The organism is Cupriavidus oxalaticus (genome assembly GCF_016894385.1).
GTDB lineage: Bacteria > Pseudomonadota > Gammaproteobacteria > Burkholderiales > Burkholderiaceae > Cupriavidus > Cupriavidus oxalaticus.
The window spans coordinates 837895-860600 of sequence record NZ_CP069812.1 but is presented as its reverse complement, the minus strand read 5'-3'; the positions used below and the strand labels follow the sequence as shown (position 1 = coordinate 860600).

Genomic DNA, 22706 nt, shown 5'->3' with positions numbered 1-22706 from the left:
CGCCGAGCCCTCGCCGCCAGCCATGAAACAAGATCCGCGCTTTCCCAACCTGTTCATCCTCGACCACCCGCTGATCCAGCACAAGCTCTCGCACATGCGCGACAAGGAAACGTCCACGCGCACCTTCCGCGAGCTGCTGCGCGAGATCACGCTGCTGATGGGCTACGAGATCACGCGCAACCTGCCGCTGACCACGCGCCGCATCGACACGCCGCTGGTGGAACTGGATGCCCCGGTGATCGCCGGCAAGAAGCTGACCATCGTGCCGGTGCTGCGCGCCGGCGTGGGCATGAGCGATGGCCTGGTCGAGCTGATCCCGTCGGCGCGCATCGGCCATATCGGCGTGTACCGCGACGAGCAGCACCGCCCGGTCGAATACCTGGTGCGGCTGCCTGACCTGGAAGACCGCAGCTTTATCCTGTGCGATCCGATGGTAGCGACCGGCTATTCGGCCGTGCATGCGGTGGAAGTACTCAAGCGCCGCGGCGTCAAGGACGAGGCCATCACCTTCGTCGCGCTGGTGGCGGCGCCGGAAGGCGTGGAGGTGTTCCAGAAGGCGCATCCGGGCGTGAGGCTGTACGTGGCCTCGCTGGACAGCCACCTGGATGCGGATGCGTATATCGTGCCCGGCCTGGGCGACGCGGGCGACCGGCTGTTTGGCACCAAGAACTGACACCGGGCCGGCCGTGCGCGGGCTTGACCAGCCTCAATGGCCGGCGCTGCAGGGCTTCCTACACTGGCAACACCCGCTGGCGGTCGTCCGCCGGCCAACCCGCAGGAGCCACGCATGGAAGCCTTCAAGATTCTGTTCAGCACCAGCACCGGCCTGATGAGCCTGGGCGTGATCGTCTTCATCATCGGCATGGGCTGGTTCTTCTCGCGGATGTTTGCGCGAAAGATGCGCGAGGATGGGGAAGCGGAAAGAGTGCGAAAGGCGGCGCATGAATGACCACGGAGTTGCTCCCTCTCCCGCGCGCGGGAGAGGGGAGCAAACCGAGGGCATGCCACATACCCCCGGCAAGCGTGAACTACCTTACTTCTTCTTCCCCAGCAAACTCCCCAGTACGCCACGAATCAACTCGCGCCCCACCTGCGACCCCACCGTGCGCGCGGCCGACTTGGCCATCGACTCAAGAATCGAATCGCCGCGCCCGCTCTTGCCGGTGCCCTTGGTCAGCGTGCCGAAGATATCTCCTGCAGTGCCGAGCCAGCCGCTGTCCTGTTCGGCTTCCTGTTTAGCTTCCGGCTGCTTGCCTTTGCCATTGGCAACCGTCGGCACGCTGCCGCGCAGCTTTTCGTAAGCCGATTCGCGATCCACCGCCGTCTCATACGTCCCCGCGACCAGCGAGTTCGCGATCAGCTGCTTGCGCTCCTCGTCGGTCGCCGGGCCGATGCGGCTGCCCGGCGGCAGCACCCAGGCGCGCTCGGTCACGCACGGCGTGCCCTTGGCGTCGAGGAACGACACCAGCGCCTCGCCCACCCCCAGCTCGCCGATCGCGGTTTCCAGGTTCAGCCCGGGGTTGGCGCGCATGGTGGTGGCCGCCACCTTGACCGCCTTCTGGTCGCGCGGCGTGAATGCGCGCAGTGCGTGCTGCACGCGGTTGCCCAGCTGGCCCAGCACGGTGTCGGGGATGTCGACCGGGTTCTGCGTGACGAAATACACGCCCACGCCCTTGGAGCGGATCAGCCGCACCACCTGCTCGATCTTGTCGAGCAGCGCCTTGGGCGCGTCGTTGAACAGCAGGTGCGCCTCGTCGAAGAAAAACACCAGCTTGGGCTTGTCGAGATCGCCGGCCTCGGGCAGCTTCTCGAACAGCTCGGACAGCATCCACAACAGGAAGGTCGCGTACAGCCGCGGCGAGTTCATCAGCTTGTCCGCGGCCAGGATATTGACCACGCCCTGCCCCTTCTCGGTCTGGATGAAGTCTTCCAGGTTCAGCATCGGCTCGCCGAAGAAGACATCGCCGCCCTGCGACTCCAGCGCCAGCAGCCCCCGCTGGATCGCGCCGACCGAGGCGGCGGAGATATTGCCGTACTCGGTCGTGAACTGCGAGGCATTGTCGCCCACGTGCTGCAGCATCGCGCGCAGGTCCTTGGCGTCGAGCAGCAGCAGGCCATTGGCATCGGCGATGCGGAACACCAGGTTGAGCACGCCCTGCTGGGTGTCGTTGAGTTCCAGCATGCGCGACAGCAGCAGCGGGCCCATGTGCGAGACCGTGGCGCGCACCGGGTGGCCCTTCTGGCCGAACACGTCCCACAGCGTGGTCGGGCATCCGCCCCACGCGGGCTCCGGCAGGCCCAGGTCGGCCAGGCGCTGCTTCAGCTTGTCCGACAGCTGGCCGGACTGCGAAATGCCGGTCAGGTCACCTTTGACGTCGGCCATGAACACCGGCACGCCCAGGCGCGAAAAGCCTTGCGCCAGCGTCTGGAGCGTGACGGTCTTGCCGGTTCCGGTGGCGCCCGTGATCAGGCCGTGCCGGTTGCCCATCTGCGGCAGCAGCACCAGCTCGTGTTCGGCGTTCTTGGCGATAAGGATGGGGTCGGCCATGATCTTCCTGGTAGCAAGTGCCGCGGGACTCGCCACGGCAGCGGCGCGGGCAGGCCCGCGTGATAAAATCCTCGGCTGATTATAGCCAGCCGCCAGGCATATCCGTCACCTGGCGCCCGCGCCTGGCATCCCGCATTCCATCACCGCACAACACCTTTTCCGCCTCGGAGAGCATCATGGCCGGTCACTCGAAATGGGCCAATATCAAACACAAGAAAGCCGCCGCTGACGCCAAGCGCGGCAAGATCTGGACCCGCCTGATCAAGGAAATCACCGTTGCCGCCAAGCTCGGCGGCGGCGATGCCGACACCAACCCGCGCCTGCGCCTGTCGATCGACAAGGCCATGGACGCGAACATGCCCAAGGACAACATCCAGCGCGCGATCCAGCGCGGCGTGGGCGGCCTGGAAGGCGCCAACTACGAAGAGATCCGCTACGAAGGCTACGGCCTGGCCGGCGCGGCCATCATCGTCGACTGCCTGACCGACAACCGCACCCGCACCGTGGCCGAAGTGCGCCACGCGTTCTCCAAGCACGGCGGCAACATGGGCACCGAAGGCTCGGTGGCATTTATGTTCACCCACTGCGGCCAGTTCCTGTTCGCCCCCGGCACGCCGGAAGACAAGCTGATGGACGCTGCGCTGGAAGCCGGCGCCGACGACGTCGTCACCAACGATGACGACTCGATCGAAGTGACCTGCCCGCCCAATGACTTTTCGGCGGTCAAGGCCGCGCTGGAAGCCGCCGGCTTCAAGGCCGAAGTCGCCGACGTGGTGATGAAGCCGCAGAACGAAGTCAGCTTCACCGGCGACGACGCGGCCAAGATGCAGAAGCTGCTCGACGCCCTGGAGAACCTGGACGACGTGCAGGAAGTCTTCACCAACGCGGTGATCGAAGACTAAGCTGAAGCAACAAGCCCCGCTGGCGGCGGCCCGGACTCAGACCAGGCCGCCGCCTTTTAGTATCTGTTTCTTTTCTGGCAGTGGATCATGAAAGTATTGGTTGTCGGCTCGGGTGGACGTGAACACGCGCTGGCCTGGAAATTGGCCCAATCCCCCAGGGTACAGGTGGTGTACGTGGCGCCGGGCAACGGCGGGACCGCGCTCGACAAGCGCCTGCAGAACGTTCCGCTGACGGATCCGGAGGTCATCGCCGCCTTTGCCGAGCGCGAAGGCGTGGCCTTTACCGTGGTCGGGCCGGAGGCGCCGCTGGCGGCCGGCATCGTCGATATCTTCCGCGCCAAGGGCCTGCGCATCTTCGGGCCGAGCAAGGCGGCCGCGCAGCTGGAATCGTCCAAGGACTTCGCCAAGGCGTTCATGCAGCGCCACGGCATCCCGACCGCCGCCTACCAGACCTTCTCCGATGCCGCGCAGGCGCACGCCTATATCGACGCGCAGGGCGCACCGATCGTGATCAAGGCCGACGGCCTGGCCGCCGGCAAGGGCGTGGTGGTGGCGATGTCGCTGGAAGAGGCCCACACCGCGGTCGACATGATGCTGGCCGACAACAAGCTGGGCGATGCCGGCGCGCGCGTGGTGATCGAGGAATTCCTGGAAGGCGAGGAAGCCAGCTTCATCGTGCTGGTCGACGGCAAGAACGTGCTGGCGCTGGCCACCAGCCAGGACCACAAGCGCCTGCTGGATGGCGACGCCGGCCCCAACACCGGCGGCATGGGCGCCTACTCCCCCGCCCCGGTGGTCACGCCCGCGCTGCATGCGCGCGCGCTGCGCGAGATCATCCTGCCGACCGTGCGCGGCATGGAGAAGGACGGCATCCCGTACACCGGCTTCCTGTACGCCGGCCTGATGATCGACAAGGACGGCAACCTCAAGACGCTGGAATTCAACTGCCGCATGGGCGACCCGGAAACCCAGCCGATCCTGGCGCGCCTGAAGACCGACCTGGTCGACGTGATGGAGCACGCCGTCGACGGCAAGCTCGACGCGATCGAGCTGGACTGGGACCGCCGCACCGCGCTGGGCGTGGTGATGGCCGCCCACAACTACCCGGACAGCCCGCGCAAGGGCGATGCCATCACCGGCATCCCGGCCGAGACCGACGACAGCGTGACGTTCCACGCCGGCACCACGCTCAAGGACGGCACCCTGCTGACCTCGGGCGGGCGCGTGCTGTGCGTGGTCGGGCTGGCCGACACCGTCAAGGCCGCGCAGCGCGCCGCCTATGCCGCGGTCGAGCAGATCCGGTTCGACGGCATGCAGTACCGGACCGATATCGGTTACCGCGCCATCAAGCGCTGATTGACCGCCGGCTGACCGCCGGCGGGGCCTCAGCGGGTCCTGGCGACCACCTGGCCGCCCCAGCCGGTACAATCGTGACAACGCTGTGACGCAGCCGGCAGCCCCAGGGCTGCCGGAATGCCATCAGCCCGGTCCATCCGGTCCATTCGTTTTCCGCCCACCATGATCGATTCCCAGGCAGTCCGTGCCTATTTGCTCGGTCTGCAAGACCGCATCACCGATGCCATCGGCGCCATCGACGGCCAGCCGTTCCTGACCGACGCCTGGGAGAAGCCGCCCACCGAGCGCCTGCGCGGCAGCGGCCGGACCCGCATTCTGGAAGGCGGCGCGGTGATGGAGCGCGCTGGCGTGGGCTTCTCGCACGTCAGCGGCGACACCCTGCCGCCCTCGGCCAGCGCCAACCGGCCCGAGCTGGCCGGGCGCAGCTTCGAGGCAATGGGCGTATCGCTGGTGTTCCACCCGCGCAACCCCTACGTGCCCACGGTCCATATGAACGTGCGCTGCTTCGTGGCGGTCAAGCCCGACGCCGAGCCGGTCTGGTGGTTCGGCGGCGGCATGGACCTGACGCCGTACTACGGCAATGCCGGCGACTGCAGCCATTTCCATCGCACCTGCAAGCAGGCGCTGGCGCCCTATGGCGACGAGCTGTATCCGCGCTTCAAGCAGTGGTGCGACGAGTATTTCTTCCTGAAGCACCGCAACGAGGCGCGCGGTGTGGGCGGGATCTTCTTCGACGACTTCTCGGCGCTGGGCTTCGAGCGCAGCTTCGCCATGATGCAATCGGTCGGCGACGCCTTCCTGGACGCCTACCTGCCCATCCTGCAGGCCCGCAAGGACACGCCTTACGGCGAACGCGAGCGCGGCTTCCAGGCCTACCGGCGCGGGCGTTATGTCGAATTCAACCTGGTGTTCGACCGCGGCACGCTGTTCGGCCTGCAGTCGGGCGGACGCGCCGAATCCATTCTGATGTCGATGCCGCCGCTGGTGACCTGGCGCTATGACTGGCAACCGGAAGCGGGCAGCCCTGAAGCGGCGCTGTACACCGACTTCCTGCCGGCACGCGACTGGGCCTGACGGCAGACCTATGGCCAATCCCGCGCAAGACCGCACGCCCGCCGCCGACGCGGGCGACCTCCCCGCCCGGCCTTACCGCCTGGGTATCCTCGGCGGCACCTTTGACCCGCCCCATATCGGCCACCTGGCGCTGGCCCGGCTGTGCATCGATCATCTGGAGCTGGACGAGCTGGTGTGGATCCCCACCGGCCAGTCGTGGCAGAAGGGCGCCGACGTGACGCCTGCCGCGGACCGCCTGGCCATGACCGAACTGGCCGCCGCCGCGCTGGGCGACACTGGCGCCAGGGTGCGCGTCAGCCGCATGGAAGTCGACCGCGCCGGTCCCAGCTACACCATCGACACCGTACGCCAGCTGCGCGACGAATACGGCCCGCAGGCCTCGCTGTGCTGGCTGATGGGCGCCGACCAGTTGCTGCGCCTGCACACCTGGCACGGCTGGCAGGAACTGTTCGCGCACGTCCACCTGTGCACCGCCACCCGCCCGCGCTTTGAACTGGCCGCGCTGGAAGGCCCGGTGCTGGAAGCGCTGTCGCAGCGCCAGGCCGACACGACCCTGATACAATGCACGCCCTCCGGCCGGATGTGGATCGACCAGACGCTTGCCGTCGACCTGTCTTCCACCCACCTGCGCCAGCGCCTGGCGGCCGGCCAACCCGCAGATGACCAACTGCCGCCGGGCGTGGCACACTACATCGCCAGCCACGGGCTGTACCGCGACGCCCCGGCCAGGGCCTGACCCGGTTGCCCGCAACCGGCGCCCACCACCCAACCGATCTCAGCTGAACAAGAAGACACCATGGATATTCGTAAACTGCAACGCGCCATCGTCGACGGCCTCGAGGATGTCAAAGCGCAGGACATCAAGGTGTACGACACCAGCCACCTGACCGAACTGTTCGACCGGGTGGTGATTGCCAGCGGGACGTCCAACCGCCAGACCAAGGCGCTGGCAGCGTCGGTGCGGGATACGGTGAAGGAAGCCGGCGGCCATATCGTGGCGGTCGAGGGCCTGGAGACGGGCGAATGGGTGCTGGTCGACTGCGGCGACGCCGTGGTCCACATCCTGCAGCCGCAACTGCGCCTGTACTACAACCTGGAAGAGATCTGGGGCGACAAGCCGGTGCGCATGAAGCTGGCCGCCGGTGTCCGCAGCCTGGCCAAGGCCAGCGAGCCGATGGACGAGGACGAGGACGAAGTCCCGGCCGCGCGCGGTACGCGCCGCGCCAGCAGCCTGCGTCCGGCACTGGCCCGCCTGCCCGAAGGCATGAAGGAGCCGTCGCCGCCGATGGGCCACGAGGATACCGACCCGGACGCCATCGCCACCGTGCGCAAGCCGGCGCGCAAGACTGCCGCCAAGACCGGGACCAAGACGGCAGCCACCAAGACCGCCGGCACCCGCGCCGCCGCGCCGCGCAAGACCGCCGCCGGCACCACGGCACGCAAGACTGCACCCCGGACGGCGACCAAGACCGCCACCAAGACCGCTGGCAAGACGGCAGGCAAGACCGCCACCAAGACCGCGGCGGCCAAGCCGGCCGCGCGCAAGCGCACCACCCGCCCGGCCTGATGGCGCGGCGCGCGGCCGCCTGACGGCCGCGTCGCCAGCACTGCCCCCGCACTGCCGACAATCCGCCCCCCATGCAACTGGTAATCGTGGCCGTCGGCCACAAGATGCCCGCCTGGATCGAAACCGGCTTCAACGAGTATGCCAAGCGCATGCCGCCTGAGCTGCGCATCGAGCTGCGCGAGGTCAAGCCGGAAGCCCGCTCGTCCAGCAACAACGCCACCACCGTGATGCAGCGCGAAGCCGCGCGCATCGACGCCGTGCTGGGCTCGCTGTCGAAGCAGTGCCGCATCGTCGCGCTGGACGAACGCGGCCGCGACTTCACCACCGTGCAACTGGCTGCGCAGCTGACCGGCTGGCAGCGCGAGGGCGGCGATGTCGCCTTCCTGATCGGCGGCGCCGACGGGCTCGACCCGGCACTGAAGGCACGCGCCAGTACGCTGATCCGCCTGTCCAGCCTGACGCTGCCGCACGGCATGGTGCGCGTGCTGCTGGCCGAGCAGCTGTACCGGGCCTGGTCGGTCACGCAGAACCACCCCTACCACCGCGCCTGACACGGAACCGGAACCGCGCCGCTGCGGGCGTTACAATTCACGCCACTGCCGGCCCGCCGCCGGCAGGTCCAGACTCCCGCCTGCCGCAATGCACCACTACCTCTACCTCGCCTCCCAAAGCCCGCGCCGCCGCGAACTGCTGACCCAGCTGGGCGTACGCTACGAGCTGCTGCTTGCCGATGACGACGAGGACACCGAAGCGCTGGAAACCGTCCTGCCCGGCGAAACGCCCGACGACTACGTGCAGCGCGTGTGCGCGCTGAAGGCCGAAGCCGCGCTGCGCCGCCGCGAGCGCCGGGCCCTGCCCGACGCGCCGGTGCTGACCTCCGACACCACCGTCTGCCTGGGCGGCCGCATCCTCGGCAAACCCGACGATGCCGCCGATGCGCAGGCCATGCTGGCCGAGCTGGCCGGCACCACGCACCGCGTGCTCACGGCGGTCACGGTGGTCTCCACCCTGGGCATGCACCACGCGCTGTCGGTCTCCGAAGTGACCTTCCGCCCGATGCGGCCGGACGAGATCGACCGCTACGTCGTCAGCGGCGAGCCGCTCGGCAAGGCCGGCGCGTACGGGATCCAGGGCCGCGCGGCCGAGTTTGTCGAGCGGATCGCGGGCAGCTATTCAGGTATCATGGGCTTGCCCTTGTTTGAGACGGCGGCGTTACTTCGCCAGGCCCGCCTGCAGTTCTGAGCCCCGGCCGCGCCGCCGCCCAGCACAAGACCCGGCCGTGCCGGGCAACCCCAATACCGCCGGACCACCGGCGACCGCGTTTCACCGCTATGACTGAAGACATCCTCGTCAACATCACGCCCCAGGAGACGCGCGTTGCCATCGTGCAGCAGGCTGCCGTCCAGGAACTGCACGTCGAACGCACGCTCACGCGCGGCCTCGTCGGTAATATTTACCTGGGCAAGGTGGTGCGCGTGCTGCCCGGCATGCAGTCGGCCTTCATCGACATCGGCCTGGAGCGCGCCGCATTCCTGCACGTGGCCGATATCTGGCACCCGCGCGACAACGACCGCAACGGCACCCCGCAGCTGGCGATCGAGAAGACCCTGTTCGAAGGCCAGGCGCTGATGGTGCAGGTAATCAAGGACCCGATCGGCACCAAGGGCGCGCGCTTGTCCACGCAGGTGAGCATCGCCGGGCGCACGCTGGTGTACCTGCCGCAGGACCCGCATATCGGCATCTCGCAGCGCATCGAAGGCGAAGTGGACCGCGAAGCGCTGCGCAGCCGGGTGCAGGGCCTGGTGCCGGCCGACGAGCGCGGCGGCTTTATCGTGCGCACCATCGCCGAAGAAGCGACCGACGAGGAACTCGGCAACGACATCGCCTACCTGCGCAAGATCTGGAGCGCGATCCGCCAGAACGCCACCACGCTGCCGGCGCCGGCGCTGCTCTACCAGGACCTGAACCTGGCCCAGCGCGTGCTGCGCGACTTCATCAACGACGCCACCGGCGTGATCCAGATCGATTCGCGCGAGAACTACCAGATGCTGGTGGAGTTCGCCAAGGAGTACACGCCAGCGGTGCTGTCGCGGCTGTCGCACTACACCGGCGAGCGGCCGATCTTCGACCTGTTCAATATCGATGCCGAGATCGAGAAGGCGCTGTCGCGCCGGGTCGACCTGAAATCAGGCGGCTACCTGATGATCGACCAGACCGAGGCGATGACGACGATCGACGTCAACACCGGCGGTTATGTCGGCGCGCGCAACTTCGACGACACCATCTTCAAGACCAACCTGGAGGCGGCCCACACCATCGCGCGGCAACTGCGGCTGCGCAACCTCGGCGGCATCATCATCATCGATTTCATCGATATGGAGAATGCCGAGCACCGCGAAGCGGTGCTGTCCGAACTCAAGCGCGCGCTGTCGCGCGACCGCACCCGCATCACGGTCAACAACTTTTCGCAGCTCGGGCTGGTGGAGATGACGCGCAAGCGCACGCGCGAATCACTGGCGCACGTGCTGTGCGAACAATGCCCGGTGTGCCAGGGCAAGGGCCAGGTCAAGACGCCGCGCACGGCGTGCTACGACATCCTGCGCGAGATCATGCGCGAATCACGCCAGTTCAATCCGCGCGAATTCCGCATCCTGGCGTCGCAGGAAGTCATCGACCTGTTCCTGGAAGAAGAAAGCCAGCACCTGGCGATGCTGGGCGATTTCATCGGCAAGCCGATCTCCCTGCAGGTGGAGTCGACCTTCCACCAGGAGCAGTACGACATTATTCTGATGTAGTCCTGGCCTGACGCCGGGCTGCGGGATGGTCCTACTCCTATTTCGCCTTCGATCCGCTATAACTAAGCGAAGGTCGAGGGTTGCGAGAAGGAGTCCGGCATGAACGCCACGAAACATGGGGCCTGTCTGCTGGCCGTCCTGCTCGGCACCGCCTGCGTGCCGCTGCCGATCGCGCAACACCGGCCGCCCCCGCCGCCCCCCGCCGCGCCGGTTGCCGAAGCGCCGCCCCCGAAGGCACGCGCGGCGCCGATCGCATCCAGGACCATTACCATTGCCGGCGCATGCAAGCGCACCGAGGAAGACGGCTTCCGCGAGGACGCGCTGATGGATGTCACCGCCAACAAGGTGGAGGCATTGAAATGGAAACTGTGGGTGTCGCGGCGCGGCAGCTGCGAGTTCAACCTGGTCCAGTTCCGACAGACACGCACGACGCCGCACATCGAACTCCAGGCCATCGACGGCAGCCAGTGCAAGCTGCTCGTGTGGCAGGACCCGCGCCGCGTGACACTGGCGCATAACCGCTGCGAAAAATACTGTACGCCGGGCATTTACGAACAGGCCTGGCCAGTGCTGTTCGACCCCAAGAGCGGGAACTGCGCCGAGGTACGCTGAGCCTCCCCGGCGCGCCGCCTACTTCGCCTTGGGCACGCGGCCCATCAGGTAGAACTCGTCGTTCGGGCGCATGCTGATGGTGTTGGCCATCCGGTTCGACAGCCCGAAGAAAGCCGTGATCGCGGCGATGTCCCACGCGTCTTCGTCGGAGAATCCATGCTCGCGCAGCGCGGCAAAATCGGCGTCGCCGATTTCGTGCGACGCCTCGCATACCTTCATCGCGAAGTCGAGCATGGCCCGCTGGCGCGGCGGTATATCGGCCTTCAGGTAGTTCACCGCGACCTGGTCCGCCAGCAGCGGCTTCTTCTCGTAGATCCGCAGGATCGCGCCATGCGCCACCACGCAATACAGGCACTGGTTGGCGCCGGAAGTCGCCACCACGATCATCTCGCGCTCGCCCTTGGTCAGCCCGCCGTCCTTCAGCATCAGGGCATCGTGATAGGCAAAGAAGGCGCGGAACTCGTCGGGGCGGTGTGCCAGCGCCAGGAAGACATTGGGGACAAAGCCGGCCTTGTCCTGGACTTCCAGGATACGGGTATGGATGTCGTCGGGGAGATCTTTCAGGGCGGGGACGGGGTAGCGGCTGATTGGGAAAGCGGTATCGGGCATGGGCGTCTCCTGGTAGCGATACGTTCTCGTCGGCTTCGCCGATCCTTGTTCATCTGTCCGGGCATTGAGACCAAGTCTACCGGATCGCCGGCACCGGGTCCGGCACCATGTTGCTCATGCATCGCAGAACCGGATGTCAGCTGGATAAGGCATACTACGTCCCTTCCCGAACACGGCGAGCGCCCGCAATCCGCGTAAGCCATATCACCTCCCGATGAAACGTATTCTCATCGTCAAGCTGACCTCGCTGGGCGACATGGTGTTCACCCAGCCCTTGGTCGCCGACCTGCAGCGGGCCTTTCCCGGCGTGAAGATCGACTGGATCGCGGACGCCTACTGCGCCGATGTGCCGCGCTGGAATCCCAACATCGAGCGCGTCATCTCCGCCCCGCTGCGCGGCTTCAAGAAGAAGCGCAGCTGGGCCGGCCTGCGCGAGATTTTCCGCGCGCTGCGAGAACTGCGGCGCGAGAAATACGATGCGGTGCTGGATGTCCATGGCGTCTACAAGAGCGCCATCGTGTCCTTCCTGGCCCGTACACGCCATCGTTACGGCTACCCGGTGGAGGAACTGGGGGAAAGTGGTGCACGCTTCGCCTACAACCACATCTTCGCCCCATACATCGAGGCCGATTCCTCCCGCCAGCGGATGCGCCGCGCCGTCAGCCGCGCTTTCGGCTTTGAACTGAGCGACGAAATGGACTACGGGCTGGTGATGCCGCCGGACACGCCGGCACTGGCAGACAAGGGGCCCTATGCCATGCTGTTCCACGCCACCTCGAGCGAGGAAAAGAAATGGCCCGTGGCGGACTGGATCAGCGTGGGCAATGCGATTGCCGCGCGAGGCCTGCGCGTGCTGGTGCCATGGGGTAACGAGGCCGAGCGCAAGGAAGCGGAAACCATTGCCGCCGGCGTGCCCGGCGCCGAGGTCATGCCGCGCCTGAGCATCACGGGCGTGGCCCAGATGACGGGCAAGGCCTCGCTGGTGGTTGGCATGGACACAGGCTTCGTGCATATTGCCGACGCGCTGCGCCGCCCGACCGTGATCCTGTTCACCACCACTTCCCGTCACCTGTACGGGGTCAGTGCGCCAGGGCGTGCCGTTTCGCTTGGCGGCCACGGCGATATTCCGACGCGCGCCGCAGTGCTGGCGGCGATCGACGAAGTGATGGGCGTGCAACCGCCGGTTGCTTCGCTCCACTGAGCGCAAACCAACAAAAAGCCGGCATGCGCCGGCTTTCTTGTTATTGGGTCGCGAACTGGATCCGGTGCAGCCCCGCATAGAGGCCGTTGGCTGCCAGCAGTTCCTCGTGCGTGCCCTGCTCCGCCACGCGGCCGTGGTCCAGCACGACAATCCGGTCGGCATTCTCGATCGTGGAAAGCCGATGGGCAATGACCAGGGTGGTACGCCCCTTCATCAACTGCTCGAGTGCCGCCTGCACCTGGCGCTCGGATTCCGAATCCAGCGCGGAAGTCGCCTCGTCCAGGATCAGGATCGGCGCGTTCTTGTACAGTGCGCGCGCGATCGCCAGCCGTTGACGCTGCCCGCCGGACAGCTTCATGCCGTTGTCGCCGATATTGGTGTCCACGCCTTCGGGCAGACCCTTGACGGTTTCCGTCAGGTAGGCAGCCGCCAGCGCCTGCTCGACGCGTGCCATATCTACCGCTTCGCCGGGTTGCGCCCCATAAGCCACATTGTTCGCGACGGTGTCATTGAACAACACGACGTCCTGGCTGACGAACGCGATCTGGTCGCGCAAATCCTTCAGCGCCAGCTCCGGCAGCGGCAGGCCGTCGAGCAGGATGCGCCCTTGCGTCGGGTCGAAGAAGCGCGGCACCAGGTTGACCAGCGTAGTCTTGCCGCTGCCGGACGGCCCGACCAGCGCCACCACCTCGCCCGGCCTGACACGCAGGTCTACGCCTTCCAGCGCCGCGCGCGGTGTGTCGCCGTACCGGAAGCCGACGCCCTCGAAGGCAAGCTCGCCGCGGGCCCTGCCGATGGCCTTGCCGCCATCCTGCGGTTCGACCGGTTCGTCGATCAGCCGGAAGATCATCTCGGCGGCCGTGATGCCACGGGTCAGGGGCTGGTTGATATCGGTCAGGTGCTTCAGCGGCGAGATCAGCAGCAGCATTGCCATCACGAAGCCGGTGAAGCCGCCCACCGTTGTCTGGTTGCCCTGTGCCTGCACCATGGCAATGGTGATGATCACGGACAAAGCCAGCGCCGCCAGGAACGCCGTGACCGGCTGGTTCAGGCCGCCGGCCACCGCCATGCGCATCGAGTAGTTCTTCAGCCGCTCAGCCACGGTGCGGAAGCGCGACAGCTCGTACGACTCGCCGCCATGCAGCTTGACCACCTTGTAGCCGCCAGCCGCTTCCTCCACCACGTAGGCGGCGTTGTTGGTATAGGTCTGGTGGTCCCGGTTCAGCTTGCGCAGGCGCCGGTTGATCTTTGACATCAGGTAGCCGATGACCGGCAGGATCACCGCCACGATCAGCGTCAGCCGCCAGTTCGTATAGAACAGGTAGATCAGCAGCGCGAGCACGGTCAGCGAATCGCGCACCAGGGTAATGAACACGCTGGTCAGGATCTGCAGCACCTGGTTGACCTCGAAGATCACGGCGTTGATCAGCGATGCCGCGGTATTGCGGTGGTAGAACGCGGCCGGGGCATGCAGCATGCGCTCGAACATCTGCATCCGCATCTTCAGCAGCACGCGGTTGGAGATCAGGTTCAGCAGGTAGCCGGAAGCAAACTGCGCAACGCCGCGGATAAGCGCCACCCCAGTGAGGATGGCCGGGACATGCCACAAGGTGCCGGCGTAGCCGCCGCCGAAACCCTTGTCGAGGAGATCATTGACGACCTTTGGAATCACGCCTTCACTGGCCGCGACCACAGCCATCGCGATGATCGCCGCCACAAAGATACGGAGCTCAGGGCGCAGGTATGACCACAGCCGCGTGGCCATCGAGGGCGTACCTTGAGTCGGAAGACTGGACAAGAAGACTCCTTGAAGGATTCAGCGCCACACGCCGGCGGGCATGCAAAGGCTGCAGGTACAATGGCGCACTCGCGCCGCCCGGCAACGCGAGGCCGTGCGCGGCAGCGCCTGATGCGGCGCCATGGCCGCACGCATGCCCGCTCCGGGGCATCCCCCGGCACCTTTTGCCGGCTGGAAATGGCAAAGACGCGATTATAGTGGATTGCCCTCCCGGCACACCTCCCGGGCACGCAGCCGCAACAGACCGACTGTCAACGGAATCAGCCTGAATGAAGATCGGAATTTCCTGCAACCGCCTTGGCCGCGGCGGCGGTTTTGAGCGTTACGCGCTGGACCTGGTGCGCGGCCTGCTGGCTGCCGGCGACCGCCCCGCGGTCTTTGCGCGGCGCTTCGATACCGACGTGCCGGAATTCGGCGCCGTCGACCGCCATACGGTGCACGTCCGGTGGCTGCCGGGCCGCTTCCGGGACGCGGCATTCTCCTGGGGCATGCGCAATGCCCATCGGCATTGCGACGTGCTGATCGGCTGCAACCGGATCGTCGGCGCCGACATCGCCGTGTGCGGTGGCACCCATCGCGGCTTCCTGCGCACTGCAGGACGCAACCCGACGGCCAGGGACCGGGCGCAGATTTCCCTGGAAACCCGGCATTACGAGGCCGCGCGTTATGTAGTGGCCCACTCGAAGCTGATGGCCGGGGAACTGCAGTCGTTGTACGGGCTGCCGGAATCCAGGATTGCCCTGCTCTATCCTCCCGTGGACCCGGAGCGATTCAGCCCTGTAGACGACGCCACGCGGGCGGCATTGCGCCAGCAGTTCGGGTTCGGCGACGAACTGGTATTCCTATTCCCTTCGTCGGACCACGAGCGCAAAGGCTTGCGGCCGCTCGCCGAGGCACTCGCCGGCAGTGGCATCAACGGCGTCATCGCGGTGGCGGGGCGTGCGGTACATGGATCGTTGCCGGCTGTGCGCGAACTGGGCTATTGCAAGAACATGGCGGACCTGTATCGCGCTGCGGATTTCACCGTGCTGGCGTCAAGCTACGAGCCATTCGGCCTGGTCGCGATCGAATCCGTACTGTGCGGCACGCCGGCACTGCTGGCCGACAATATCGCCTGCCTGGAAGTCCTGGACGACCAGGCCTCGCGGCGCTTTTCGCGGACCGAGCCGGCCAGCATCCGGGCCACGCTGGCCGCCGCGGCCGGCTGGGCCGCCAGCGGTGCCGCCCGTGTGGCGCAGCCGTGCCGCCACATCGCCTACGATCCGGGCCTGGCCGCCCACCTGGACGGCCTGCGACGGCTGTTCTAGGCGGTGTAAACCTGCCGGGCCGCCTTGTCCGCGGCCTTGCACATCAGCATCAGCTTGAGATAGCGATAGTAGGTGCTTTCGGCGTTGGCCACGGCCAGCATGAAGCCCTCCTGGCCGTCGAGCACGCCCAAGCGGAAGATATAAGTGCGCAGGAAGGCCCACAGGCCCTTGCCGATCGCCTTCGCGAGCGAAGAGCGCTTGCCCTGCTCGTACATGGTCTTGGCGCCTTCGCTGGAATAGACATTGTTCTTGTCCAGCGCCTCGTGCAGCGTCGGGATACTGATATGGATGATGGGGTGCCTGAGGCGCCCCGTGGTGCCCTGCAGCTCGATATGGGTATGCGTGCGCACATCGGTGAAACGGCCCTTGCCACGGCGGAACAGGCGCGTGATGCGGTCCGGCCACCATCCGGAGTGCTTCATGAAACGGCCGCAGAAGCTGGAGCGCCGGGGCATGGAATAGGCCACGTGCGAGGGATCCGGAGCACGGCCCTCGAGCACTGCAAAAATCTCCGCGCGCAGTTCGTCGCCCACACGCTCGTCGGCATCGAGACACAGCACCCACTCCCCGGTTGCCTGGTCGAGCGCGCGGTTCTTCTGCGGGCCATCGCCTGGCCAGTCGGTCTCGAACACCCGTGCGCCGTAGCTGCGGCAGATGTCCTGCGTGCCGTCGGTGCTGCCGGAATCGAACACGATCATCTCGGTTGCCCAGTCGCGCACTGAGGCAAGACAGTCGCCAATATCATGCGCCTCGTTCATCGCCACGATGATCACGCTGATGGTCGCGCGGGTGTCGGTCATGTTGGGGTGTTACCTTTCAAGGGAAAGTGGGCTGGCTGGAATGTGCCGCGCCCGAGCTGGCATGCGTTGGCCGCGGCCAGTGCCGCGCGCCGGTTGGCGATGATACCCAGCAGTGTTGCCGTGGTGAGCGCATAGAACGCTGCATTCATGATCAACGTGAATACATCGATGGTCAGGCCGAATACGATGGTGCCGAAGGTCACCACCAGCCCCATGGTTGCAGCCGTGGCAGTCGGTGGGTCGCTGGAGCGGCGATGCCGCCAGAAGTAATAGCTGGAGCCGAAATAAAGCAGGAACAGCGCAATCAGGCCCATGCTGCCCATTTCCGCCATCGTGGAAAAAATCTCATTATGCGCATGGGCGTTGACGATCTGCTCGGAAATACGCCCCTGGTCGGCCATTTCCTGCAACGATGCCTCAAGCCGCCCGCGCCCCACGCCCAGCACGGGATGCTCCTTGAACAGCGTCCAGGATGCCTCCCATAGTTGCAGCCGCATGCCGATCGACGTACTCGAATCGCCATGCGCCATCTTGTCGAAATCGGAAATCGCCGCGTTCATGCGTTCGTGGAACATGGGCGTGCTGGCGATGCCAGTCAGGCCCAGCGTCATGATGACGATCGCGCTGATGCGCAGTCCCGGCGATACGGTGTGCTGGCGGCGCAGGTGCATGGTCAGCAGCCACAGCATGATCGGCACCGCAATCCAGCCTCCGCGGCTGCCGGAGACAAACGATGCGAACAGGCCGCAAGCCAGCCCGAACAGCCGCAGCGCACGTTCCCATGCCGGGGAACTGCCGCTTTCGCGGCGCGGCGCGGCACTCATGAAGGCCAGCAGTATTGCCGTGTCCCCGAACGGGATCGGGTTGGTGAATGGATTGCCGGCGCGGCCGGAAATGACCCAATCGGCGGGCGAAACCAGTACCAGCACCGACCAGCACGCCGCGCTGACCGCTCCCAGCGCACAACCGATCTGGATCGCGCGCAACTGGCTCGCCGGCACGGCGCACATCAGCAGGAAGCCAGGGAGGATCAGGAGCAATCGCGCCGGCGCGTCCAGCGCGCGCGGCAGCAGGTAACCGCCGGCCACCTGCTGCAGCAGCACGACGGCCGGATAGGCCATCATCGCGAGCACGTACCACTTGTACTCGCCCAGCAAGCGCCAACCCGCCTGTCGGTTGGCGGCGTCCCGCAGCCAAAGCAGGCCGGCAGCAAAAACCGCGAAATAGCAGTATCCGGCGCCCCCCTGCACGGTAAGGATCAGGAATGGCGACAAGGCGGCAGCAATTGCCGCCATGCGAATGGCGAAACTGTTCGTTTGCATCCGGGTACTTCTATCTGATTGGCTCGCTTTGACGGGGCGTTGATACAGGGCGTTACATCTCTAATATTTACGACGCAAATAGCGTGCAGATAAAGCGCGGCAACTGCCGCCGGACCAATCACCCTGCAAAACCGCGCATTATACCAATCTGAGGTAACCGGACTGCCGATCCAGGGCGTGACGCGGCGTGGTATCTTGCGCGCTTGTCTATCCAGGGATTTGTGATGGAATTGCCTCATCGCGACAAGGCCACCGAAGCAGCGCTCCCGCTGGTTTCGATGCTCGTGATCGCCTATAACCAGCAGGATTTCGTTGAAGCGGCAATCCGCGGCGCATTGGCCCAGGACTACCCGAAACTTGAAATCCTTGTCTCGGATGACGCTTCCACCGATGGTACGTATGGCGCCGCACAACGTGCGCTGCAAGGGTACGCCGGCCCGCACAAGGTGTCGCTGCTGCGCAATCCCGCCAACCTTGGGATCAGCGGACACCTGAGCAAGCTGGTGGCCCAGGCGCGCGGCGAACTCATCTTTGTCGCCGCAGCGGACGACTTCTCGCTACCCACCCGCTGCAGCGAGGTGGTGCAGGCGTGGCTGTCGCAAGACCGCAAGCCCGACCTGATTGCGACCGATCTCATCGACATGGCGTATGACGGCACGCTTCATGGCGAAATCAGGCACAGTGAGCTTGGTTCTTATCGTTCGTTCGAATACTGGGCGGAACACCCTCCCCATGTCATCGGTGCATCGCATACCTGGACGAGAACCATGTTCGACCGCTTCGGCCCGATCGCACCCGGCATGATTTCGGAAGACCAGATCACGACCTTGCGGGCATCGCTGCTGGGGGGCGCATACAATCTGCGGCGGCCGCTGGTGCACTACCGCCGCGGCGGCACCTCGGGCAAGCGCAGATGGCGCACACCTGCGGATTTCGTCCGCCGCATCAGGCTGACCAATCGCAGTTCATTGGCGGAAACGTTGCAGTTCATCGAAGACGCCGAACGTGCCGGCTATGGCGATGCCATGCGCCGGCTCAAGGCGCACAAGCTGGCCCGTGAACAGTACACCGCCGATGTATTTGCCGCCCCTGACAATATGGCGCGGCTGAGGATCCTGCTTGGCGCACGGCGCGTCACGCTCGGCCACCGGGTTCGCATGTTCCTGTACGCCGCGGCGCCGGCGGCCTACGCGCCGTTCTACTTCCTGGGCAACCTGTTCAGGCGCAGTTGAAACCGCCCGGAAGCAGCTTCGTCCGCCCTGCTCAGTCGTACATAGTGCTCACACTCTCCGGCGACAGCGCCTGCCGCAGCGCGGCCAGTGCGTCGTCGGACGGCACCACCTGCCAGTCCGGCCCCAGCACGGCTTCGCACGACGCCGTCCTGGCCTCGTAGCGAATACATACCGGCAAGCCCTGTGCGTTATTGGCGCGCGCCAGATGCGGCATCAGCAACTCGCGCAGCATGCCCGTCGACGAATTGCCATTCATCGCCAGCCGCACGGCGCTGGCGAACCTGATGCGTGCCGCGGTCAGGTCCATCACCGACTCCGCGGTAAACCTCACGCCACCGGTAAAGGTATCGTGCCGGGCATTGCCCGTGGCGATCAGCAGCTCGTCCTCGCGGAACATCTGCCGGTTGGCGTCGAAGACTTCGTTGAACACCGTCATCTCGACCAGCCCGGTGCCGTCGTCCAGCGTGACGATCAGCATCTTGCCGCGCTGCGTCATCTGCGTGCGCATGCCGCTGATCACGCCGGCGATGGTCTTGCCGCGCACGTCGCGGCCAAAGCCGCCGCCGTTGCCCTGCACTTCCTTTTCCAGCGAGGCCAGCGTGCCCTTGTTGAAGCGGCGCACCTCGTCGCGGTAGGCGTCGAACAGGTGGCCGGAGAAGTAGTAGCCGAGCGCTTGCTTCTCTTCCTGCAGCGTGCGCTTGGGACTCCAGCGCGGTTCGTCGAGCAGTTCGGGGCGGTGCGCTTCGCCGGCATCGCCCATCAGGTCGAACAGCGACACCTGATTGGCGGACTCGGCCTTCTGCTCGGCGGCCTCCATGGCGATCGGCACCGACGCCAGCAGCTGGGCGCGGTTGTCGTTCAGGCCGTCGAAGGCGCCGGCGCGGATCAGTGCTTCCATGGTGCGGCGGTTGACCTGGCGGCGGTCGACGCGCTCGCAGAAGTCGAACAGGTCCTTGAACGCGCCACCCTCTTCGCGCGCGCGCAGGATGTCTTCGATCGCACCCTGCCCGCTGCCCTTGATGCCGCCCAGGCCATAGCGGATGGTCTTGGGATCCGTCGGCGCGAAGCGGTATTCGCTGGCGTTGACATCCGGCGGCAGCACCGCGATCTTGTTGAGCTTGCAGTCCTCGTAAAGGATCTTGACCTTGTCGGTGTCGTCCATGGCCAGCGACATGTTGGCTGCCATGAATTCGGCCGGGTGGTGGGCCTTGAGCCAGGCGGTGTAGTACGCCAGCAGCGCATACGCGGCCGCGTGCGACTTGTTGAAGCCGTAGCCCGCGAACTTCTCCATCAGGTCGAAGATGTCGTCGGCCTGCTGCGAGGACAGGCCGTTCTTGTCGGCCCCTTCGCGGAACATGACGCGATGCTGCGCCATCTCCTCCGGCTTCTTCTTGCCCATCGCGCGGCGCAGCAGGTCGGCGCCGCCGAGCGAGTAGCCGCCGATGATCTGCGCCATCTGCATCACCTGCTCCTGGTAGACCATGATGCCGTAGGTCTCTTTCAGGACGGGTTCGACGCGCGGATCGGGATACTCCACCTTCTCGCGGCCGTGCTTGCGCGCGCAGAAGCTGGGGATCAGGTCCATCGGGCCCGGGCGGTAGAGTGCCACCAGCGCAATGATGTCCTCGAAGCGGTCAGGCTTGGCGTCCTTCAGCATGCCCTGCATGCCGCGGCTTTCCAGCTGGAACACGGCGACCGTGTTGGCGGTCTTGAGGATGTCGAAGGCGGGGCCGTCGTCGAGCGGGATATGGCTGCAGTTCCAGTCGGCCTTGCTCGGGTCCAGGCGGCGGATATAGCGCTCGGCCCAGTCGAGGATGGTCAGCGTGGTCAGGCCCAGGAAGTCGAACTTGACCAGGCCGGCGGCCTCGACATCGTCCTTGTCATACTGGCTGACGACACCGCTCATGCCGTCGTTCTGCGCGCCCTGCGTGTACAGCGGGCAGAAATCGGTCAGCCTGCCCGGCGCAATCAGCACGCCGCCGGCGTGCATGCCGACGTTACGCGTCATGCCTTCGACGCGCTGCGCCAGCTCCAGCAGCTGGCGCACTTCTTCCTCGTTGTTCTCGCGCTCGGTCAGCAGCGGCTCTTCTTTCTTCGCTTCCTCGATGGTGACCAGCTTGCCCGGCTTGAATGGGATCAGCTTGGCGATGCCGTCGACGAAGCCATAGCCCAGGTCGAGCACGCGGCCCACGTCGCGCACCGCGGCCTTGGCAGCCATGGTGCCGAAGGTGGCGATCTGCGACACCGCGTCCTTGCCGTACTTCTCCTTCACGTACGTGATCACGCGATCGCGGCCGTGCTGGCAGAAGTCGATATCGAAGTCGGGCATCGATACCCGTTCCGGGTTCAGGAAACGCTCGAACAGCAGTGCGTACTTGAGCGGATCGAGGTCGGTAATGCCCAGCGCATACGCGACCAGCGAACCGGCACCGGAGCCCCGGCCGGGCCCGACCGGCACACCGTTGTTCTTGGCCCAGTTGATAAAGTCCGCCACGATCAGGAAGTAGCCCGGGAAGCCCATCTTGATGATGGTGCCGGTCTCGAACTCCAGCCGTGCGTAGTATTCCGGGCGCCTTGCTTCGCGCACCGCCTCGTCCGGGAACAGCACCGCCAGGCGCTTCTCGAGGCCGTCCTTGGCCATGAAGACGAGGTAGTCGTCCAGCGACATGCCGTCCGGCGTCGGGAACAGCGGCAGGCGCGGCTTGCCGAGCTCCAGCGTCAGGTTGCAGCGGCGCGCGATCTCGACCGCGTTCTCCAGCGCCGAGGGGATGTCCGCGAACAGCGCGCACATCTCGTCCTGCGTCTTGAAGTACTGGTCGGTGGTGAAGCGCCGCGTGCGGCGCGGGTTCGCCAGCAGCTCGCCCTCGGCAATGCACACGCGCGCTTCGTGCGCCGTGTAGTCGTCCGGCGTCATGAACTGCACCGGATGCGTGGCGACCACCGGCAACTGCAGTTCGGCCGCCAGTTGCACGGCCTGCTGCACGTAGGCATCGGTGCCGGCATGGCCGGCGCGCTGCAACTCGATATAGAAACGCTGCGCGAACACCGATGCCCAGTGCTGCGCGGCACGGCGCGCGCCATCGGCATTGCCGTTGGCCAGCGCCATGCCGATATCGCCGCCCATCGCGCCGGACAGCGCGATCAGGCCGGTGGCGAGCGGCATGTCGTCCTCGCCCGGCTCCAGGAACCACGAGGGATCGATCTCGGCGCGGCCGCGGTGCTGGTTGCCCAGCCATGCGCGCGACAGCAGCATGCACAGGTTCAGGTAGCCGCGCCGGTCCTGCACCAGCAGCAGCAGGCGTGCGGGCTTGTCGCGGTCTTCGGCATTGGTCAGCCAGACATCGGCCCCGACCACCGGCTTCACGCCCTTGCCGCGCGCTTCCTTGTAATAGCGGATCAGCCCGAAGGCGTTGGCAAGATCCGTCAGGGCAAGCGCGCCCATGCCATCGGCGGCAGCGGCCTTGACGGCGTCGTCGAGGCGGACGATGCCGTCCACGACGGAGTATTCGGAATGCAGGCGGAGGTGGACGAAGCGGGGTGCGGACATGGGCGTCATTGTACCGGCTCGACCCGCCTGCCGGCC

20 protein-coding genes are annotated in these 22706 nt (G+C 66.0%); 14 read left to right on the top strand and 6 right to left on the bottom strand.

Annotated features, from left to right (window positions below):
• Positions 1-22: 22 nt before the first annotated feature.
• Positions 23-673: a uracil phosphoribosyltransferase gene (upp, locus tag JTE92_RS16290; RefSeq protein WP_063237118.1), complete on the top strand. Its 651-nt coding sequence runs from the start codon at positions 23-25 to the stop codon at positions 671-673.
• Between the two features lie 114 nt (positions 674-787).
• The gene (locus JTE92_RS16285; RefSeq protein ID WP_084254436.1) at positions 788-949 is read left to right on the top strand and encodes a DUF3149 domain-containing protein; all 162 of its coding nucleotides are present in this window, start codon (positions 788-790) and stop codon (positions 947-949) included.
• 84 nt (positions 950-1033) lie between these two features.
• On the opposite strand, the gene JTE92_RS16280 is transcribed toward JTE92_RS16285, so the two are convergent.
• A complete protein-coding gene (locus tag JTE92_RS16280) occupies positions 1034-2548 on the bottom strand; it encodes a helicase HerA-like C-terminal domain-containing protein (protein ID WP_063237117.1) in 1515 nt (504 codons plus the stop codon).
• A gap of 176 nt (positions 2549-2724) precedes the next feature.
• On the opposite strand from JTE92_RS16280, the gene JTE92_RS16275 reads away from it, so the two are divergent.
• The 9 genes from JTE92_RS16275 to JTE92_RS16235 all read left to right on the top strand — a co-directional run bounded on the left by JTE92_RS16275 (position 2725) and on the right by JTE92_RS16235 (position 10854).
• Positions 2725-3450: a YebC/PmpR family DNA-binding transcriptional regulator gene (locus JTE92_RS16275; RefSeq protein ID WP_063237116.1), complete on the top strand. Its 726-nt coding sequence runs from the start codon at positions 2725-2727 to the stop codon at positions 3448-3450.
• A gap of 87 nt (positions 3451-3537) precedes the next feature.
• Positions 3538-4806 carry a phosphoribosylamine--glycine ligase gene (gene purD, locus JTE92_RS16270; RefSeq protein WP_063237115.1) on the top strand — a complete coding sequence of 423 codons (1269 nt, stop codon included), beginning with the start codon at positions 3538-3540 and terminating at the stop codon, positions 4804-4806.
• Positions 4807-4968: 162 nt separating this feature from the next.
• The gene (hemF, locus tag JTE92_RS16265) at positions 4969-5880 is read left to right on the top strand and encodes an oxygen-dependent coproporphyrinogen oxidase (RefSeq protein WP_063237114.1); all 912 of its coding nucleotides are present in this window, start codon (positions 4969-4971) and stop codon (positions 5878-5880) included.
• A gap of 10 nt (positions 5881-5890) precedes the next feature.
• Positions 5891-6616, top strand: a complete 726-nt coding sequence (locus tag JTE92_RS16260) for a nicotinate-nucleotide adenylyltransferase (RefSeq protein ID WP_063237113.1) — start codon at positions 5891-5893, stop codon at positions 6614-6616.
• Between the two features lie 60 nt (positions 6617-6676).
• The gene (gene rsfS, locus JTE92_RS16255; protein WP_063237112.1) at positions 6677-7447 is read left to right on the top strand and encodes a ribosome silencing factor; all 771 of its coding nucleotides are present in this window, start codon (positions 6677-6679) and stop codon (positions 7445-7447) included.
• 71 nt (positions 7448-7518) lie between these two features.
• On the top strand, positions 7519-7998 hold the full coding sequence (rlmH, locus tag JTE92_RS16250) for a 23S rRNA (pseudouridine(1915)-N(3))-methyltransferase RlmH (protein WP_063237111.1): 480 nt from the start codon (positions 7519-7521) through the stop codon (positions 7996-7998).
• Positions 7999-8086: 88 nt separating this feature from the next.
• The gene (locus JTE92_RS16245; protein WP_063237110.1) at positions 8087-8689 is read left to right on the top strand and encodes a Maf family protein; all 603 of its coding nucleotides are present in this window, start codon (positions 8087-8089) and stop codon (positions 8687-8689) included.
• A gap of 89 nt (positions 8690-8778) precedes the next feature.
• Positions 8779-10242 carry a ribonuclease G gene (gene rng / locus JTE92_RS16240; protein WP_063237109.1) on the top strand — a complete coding sequence of 488 codons (1464 nt, stop codon included), beginning with the start codon at positions 8779-8781 and terminating at the stop codon, positions 10240-10242.
• Between the two features lie 99 nt (positions 10243-10341).
• Positions 10342-10854 carry a hypothetical protein gene (locus JTE92_RS16235; protein ID WP_063237108.1) on the top strand — a complete coding sequence of 171 codons (513 nt, stop codon included), beginning with the start codon at positions 10342-10344 and terminating at the stop codon, positions 10852-10854.
• Positions 10855-10872: 18 nt separating this feature from the next.
• On the opposite strand, the gene JTE92_RS16230 is transcribed toward JTE92_RS16235, so the two are convergent.
• The gene (locus tag JTE92_RS16230) at positions 10873-11463 is read right to left on the bottom strand and encodes a peroxidase-related enzyme (RefSeq protein ID WP_063237107.1); all 591 of its coding nucleotides are present in this window, start codon (positions 11461-11463) and stop codon (positions 10873-10875) included.
• Between the two features lie 214 nt (positions 11464-11677).
• On the opposite strand from JTE92_RS16230, the gene waaC reads away from it, so the two are divergent.
• Complete coding sequence (gene waaC / locus JTE92_RS16225) at positions 11678-12664, top strand: lipopolysaccharide heptosyltransferase I (RefSeq protein WP_063237106.1); 987 nt, start codon at positions 11678-11680, stop codon at positions 12662-12664.
• A gap of 40 nt (positions 12665-12704) precedes the next feature.
• Here waaC and msbA read toward each other — a convergent pair whose 3' ends face one another.
• Positions 12705-14429: a lipid A export permease/ATP-binding protein MsbA gene (gene msbA, locus JTE92_RS16220; protein ID WP_063237105.1), complete on the bottom strand. Its 1725-nt coding sequence runs from the start codon at positions 14427-14429 to the stop codon at positions 12705-12707.
• A 302-nt stretch (positions 14430-14731) separates the two neighbouring features.
• Here msbA and JTE92_RS16215 point away from each other — a divergent pair, with 302 nt between their 5' ends.
• On the top strand, positions 14732-15769 hold the full coding sequence (locus tag JTE92_RS16215) for a glycosyltransferase family 4 protein (RefSeq protein WP_063237104.1): 1038 nt from the start codon (positions 14732-14734) through the stop codon (positions 15767-15769).
• On the opposite strand, the gene JTE92_RS16210 is transcribed toward JTE92_RS16215, so the two are convergent.
• Both JTE92_RS16210 and JTE92_RS16205 read right to left on the bottom strand, forming a co-directional pair.
• Positions 15766-16569, bottom strand: coding sequence for a glycosyltransferase family 2 protein (locus tag JTE92_RS16210; RefSeq protein WP_063237103.1), 804 nt, complete (start codon positions 16567-16569; stop codon positions 15766-15768). The genes JTE92_RS16215 and JTE92_RS16210 overlap by 4 nt on opposite strands.
• The gene (locus JTE92_RS16205; protein WP_063237102.1) at positions 16566-17891 is read right to left on the bottom strand and encodes an O-antigen ligase family protein; all 1326 of its coding nucleotides are present in this window, start codon (positions 17889-17891) and stop codon (positions 16566-16568) included. Before JTE92_RS16205 ends, JTE92_RS16210 begins: the two co-directional genes overlap by 4 nt.
• Positions 17892-18115: 224 nt before the next feature.
• Here JTE92_RS16205 and JTE92_RS16200 point away from each other — a divergent pair, with 224 nt between their 5' ends.
• Complete coding sequence (locus tag JTE92_RS16200) at positions 18116-19123, top strand: glycosyltransferase family 2 protein (RefSeq protein ID WP_063237101.1); 1008 nt, start codon at positions 18116-18118, stop codon at positions 19121-19123.
• A gap of 31 nt (positions 19124-19154) precedes the next feature.
• Here the strand turns inward: JTE92_RS16200 and dnaE are convergent, their stop codons facing one another.
• Positions 19155-22670 (bottom strand): DNA polymerase III subunit alpha, encoded by a 3516-nt coding sequence (gene dnaE, locus JTE92_RS16195; protein WP_063237193.1) that lies wholly within the window; start codon positions 22668-22670, stop codon positions 19155-19157.
• Between the last annotated feature and the right edge of the window lie 36 nt (positions 22671-22706).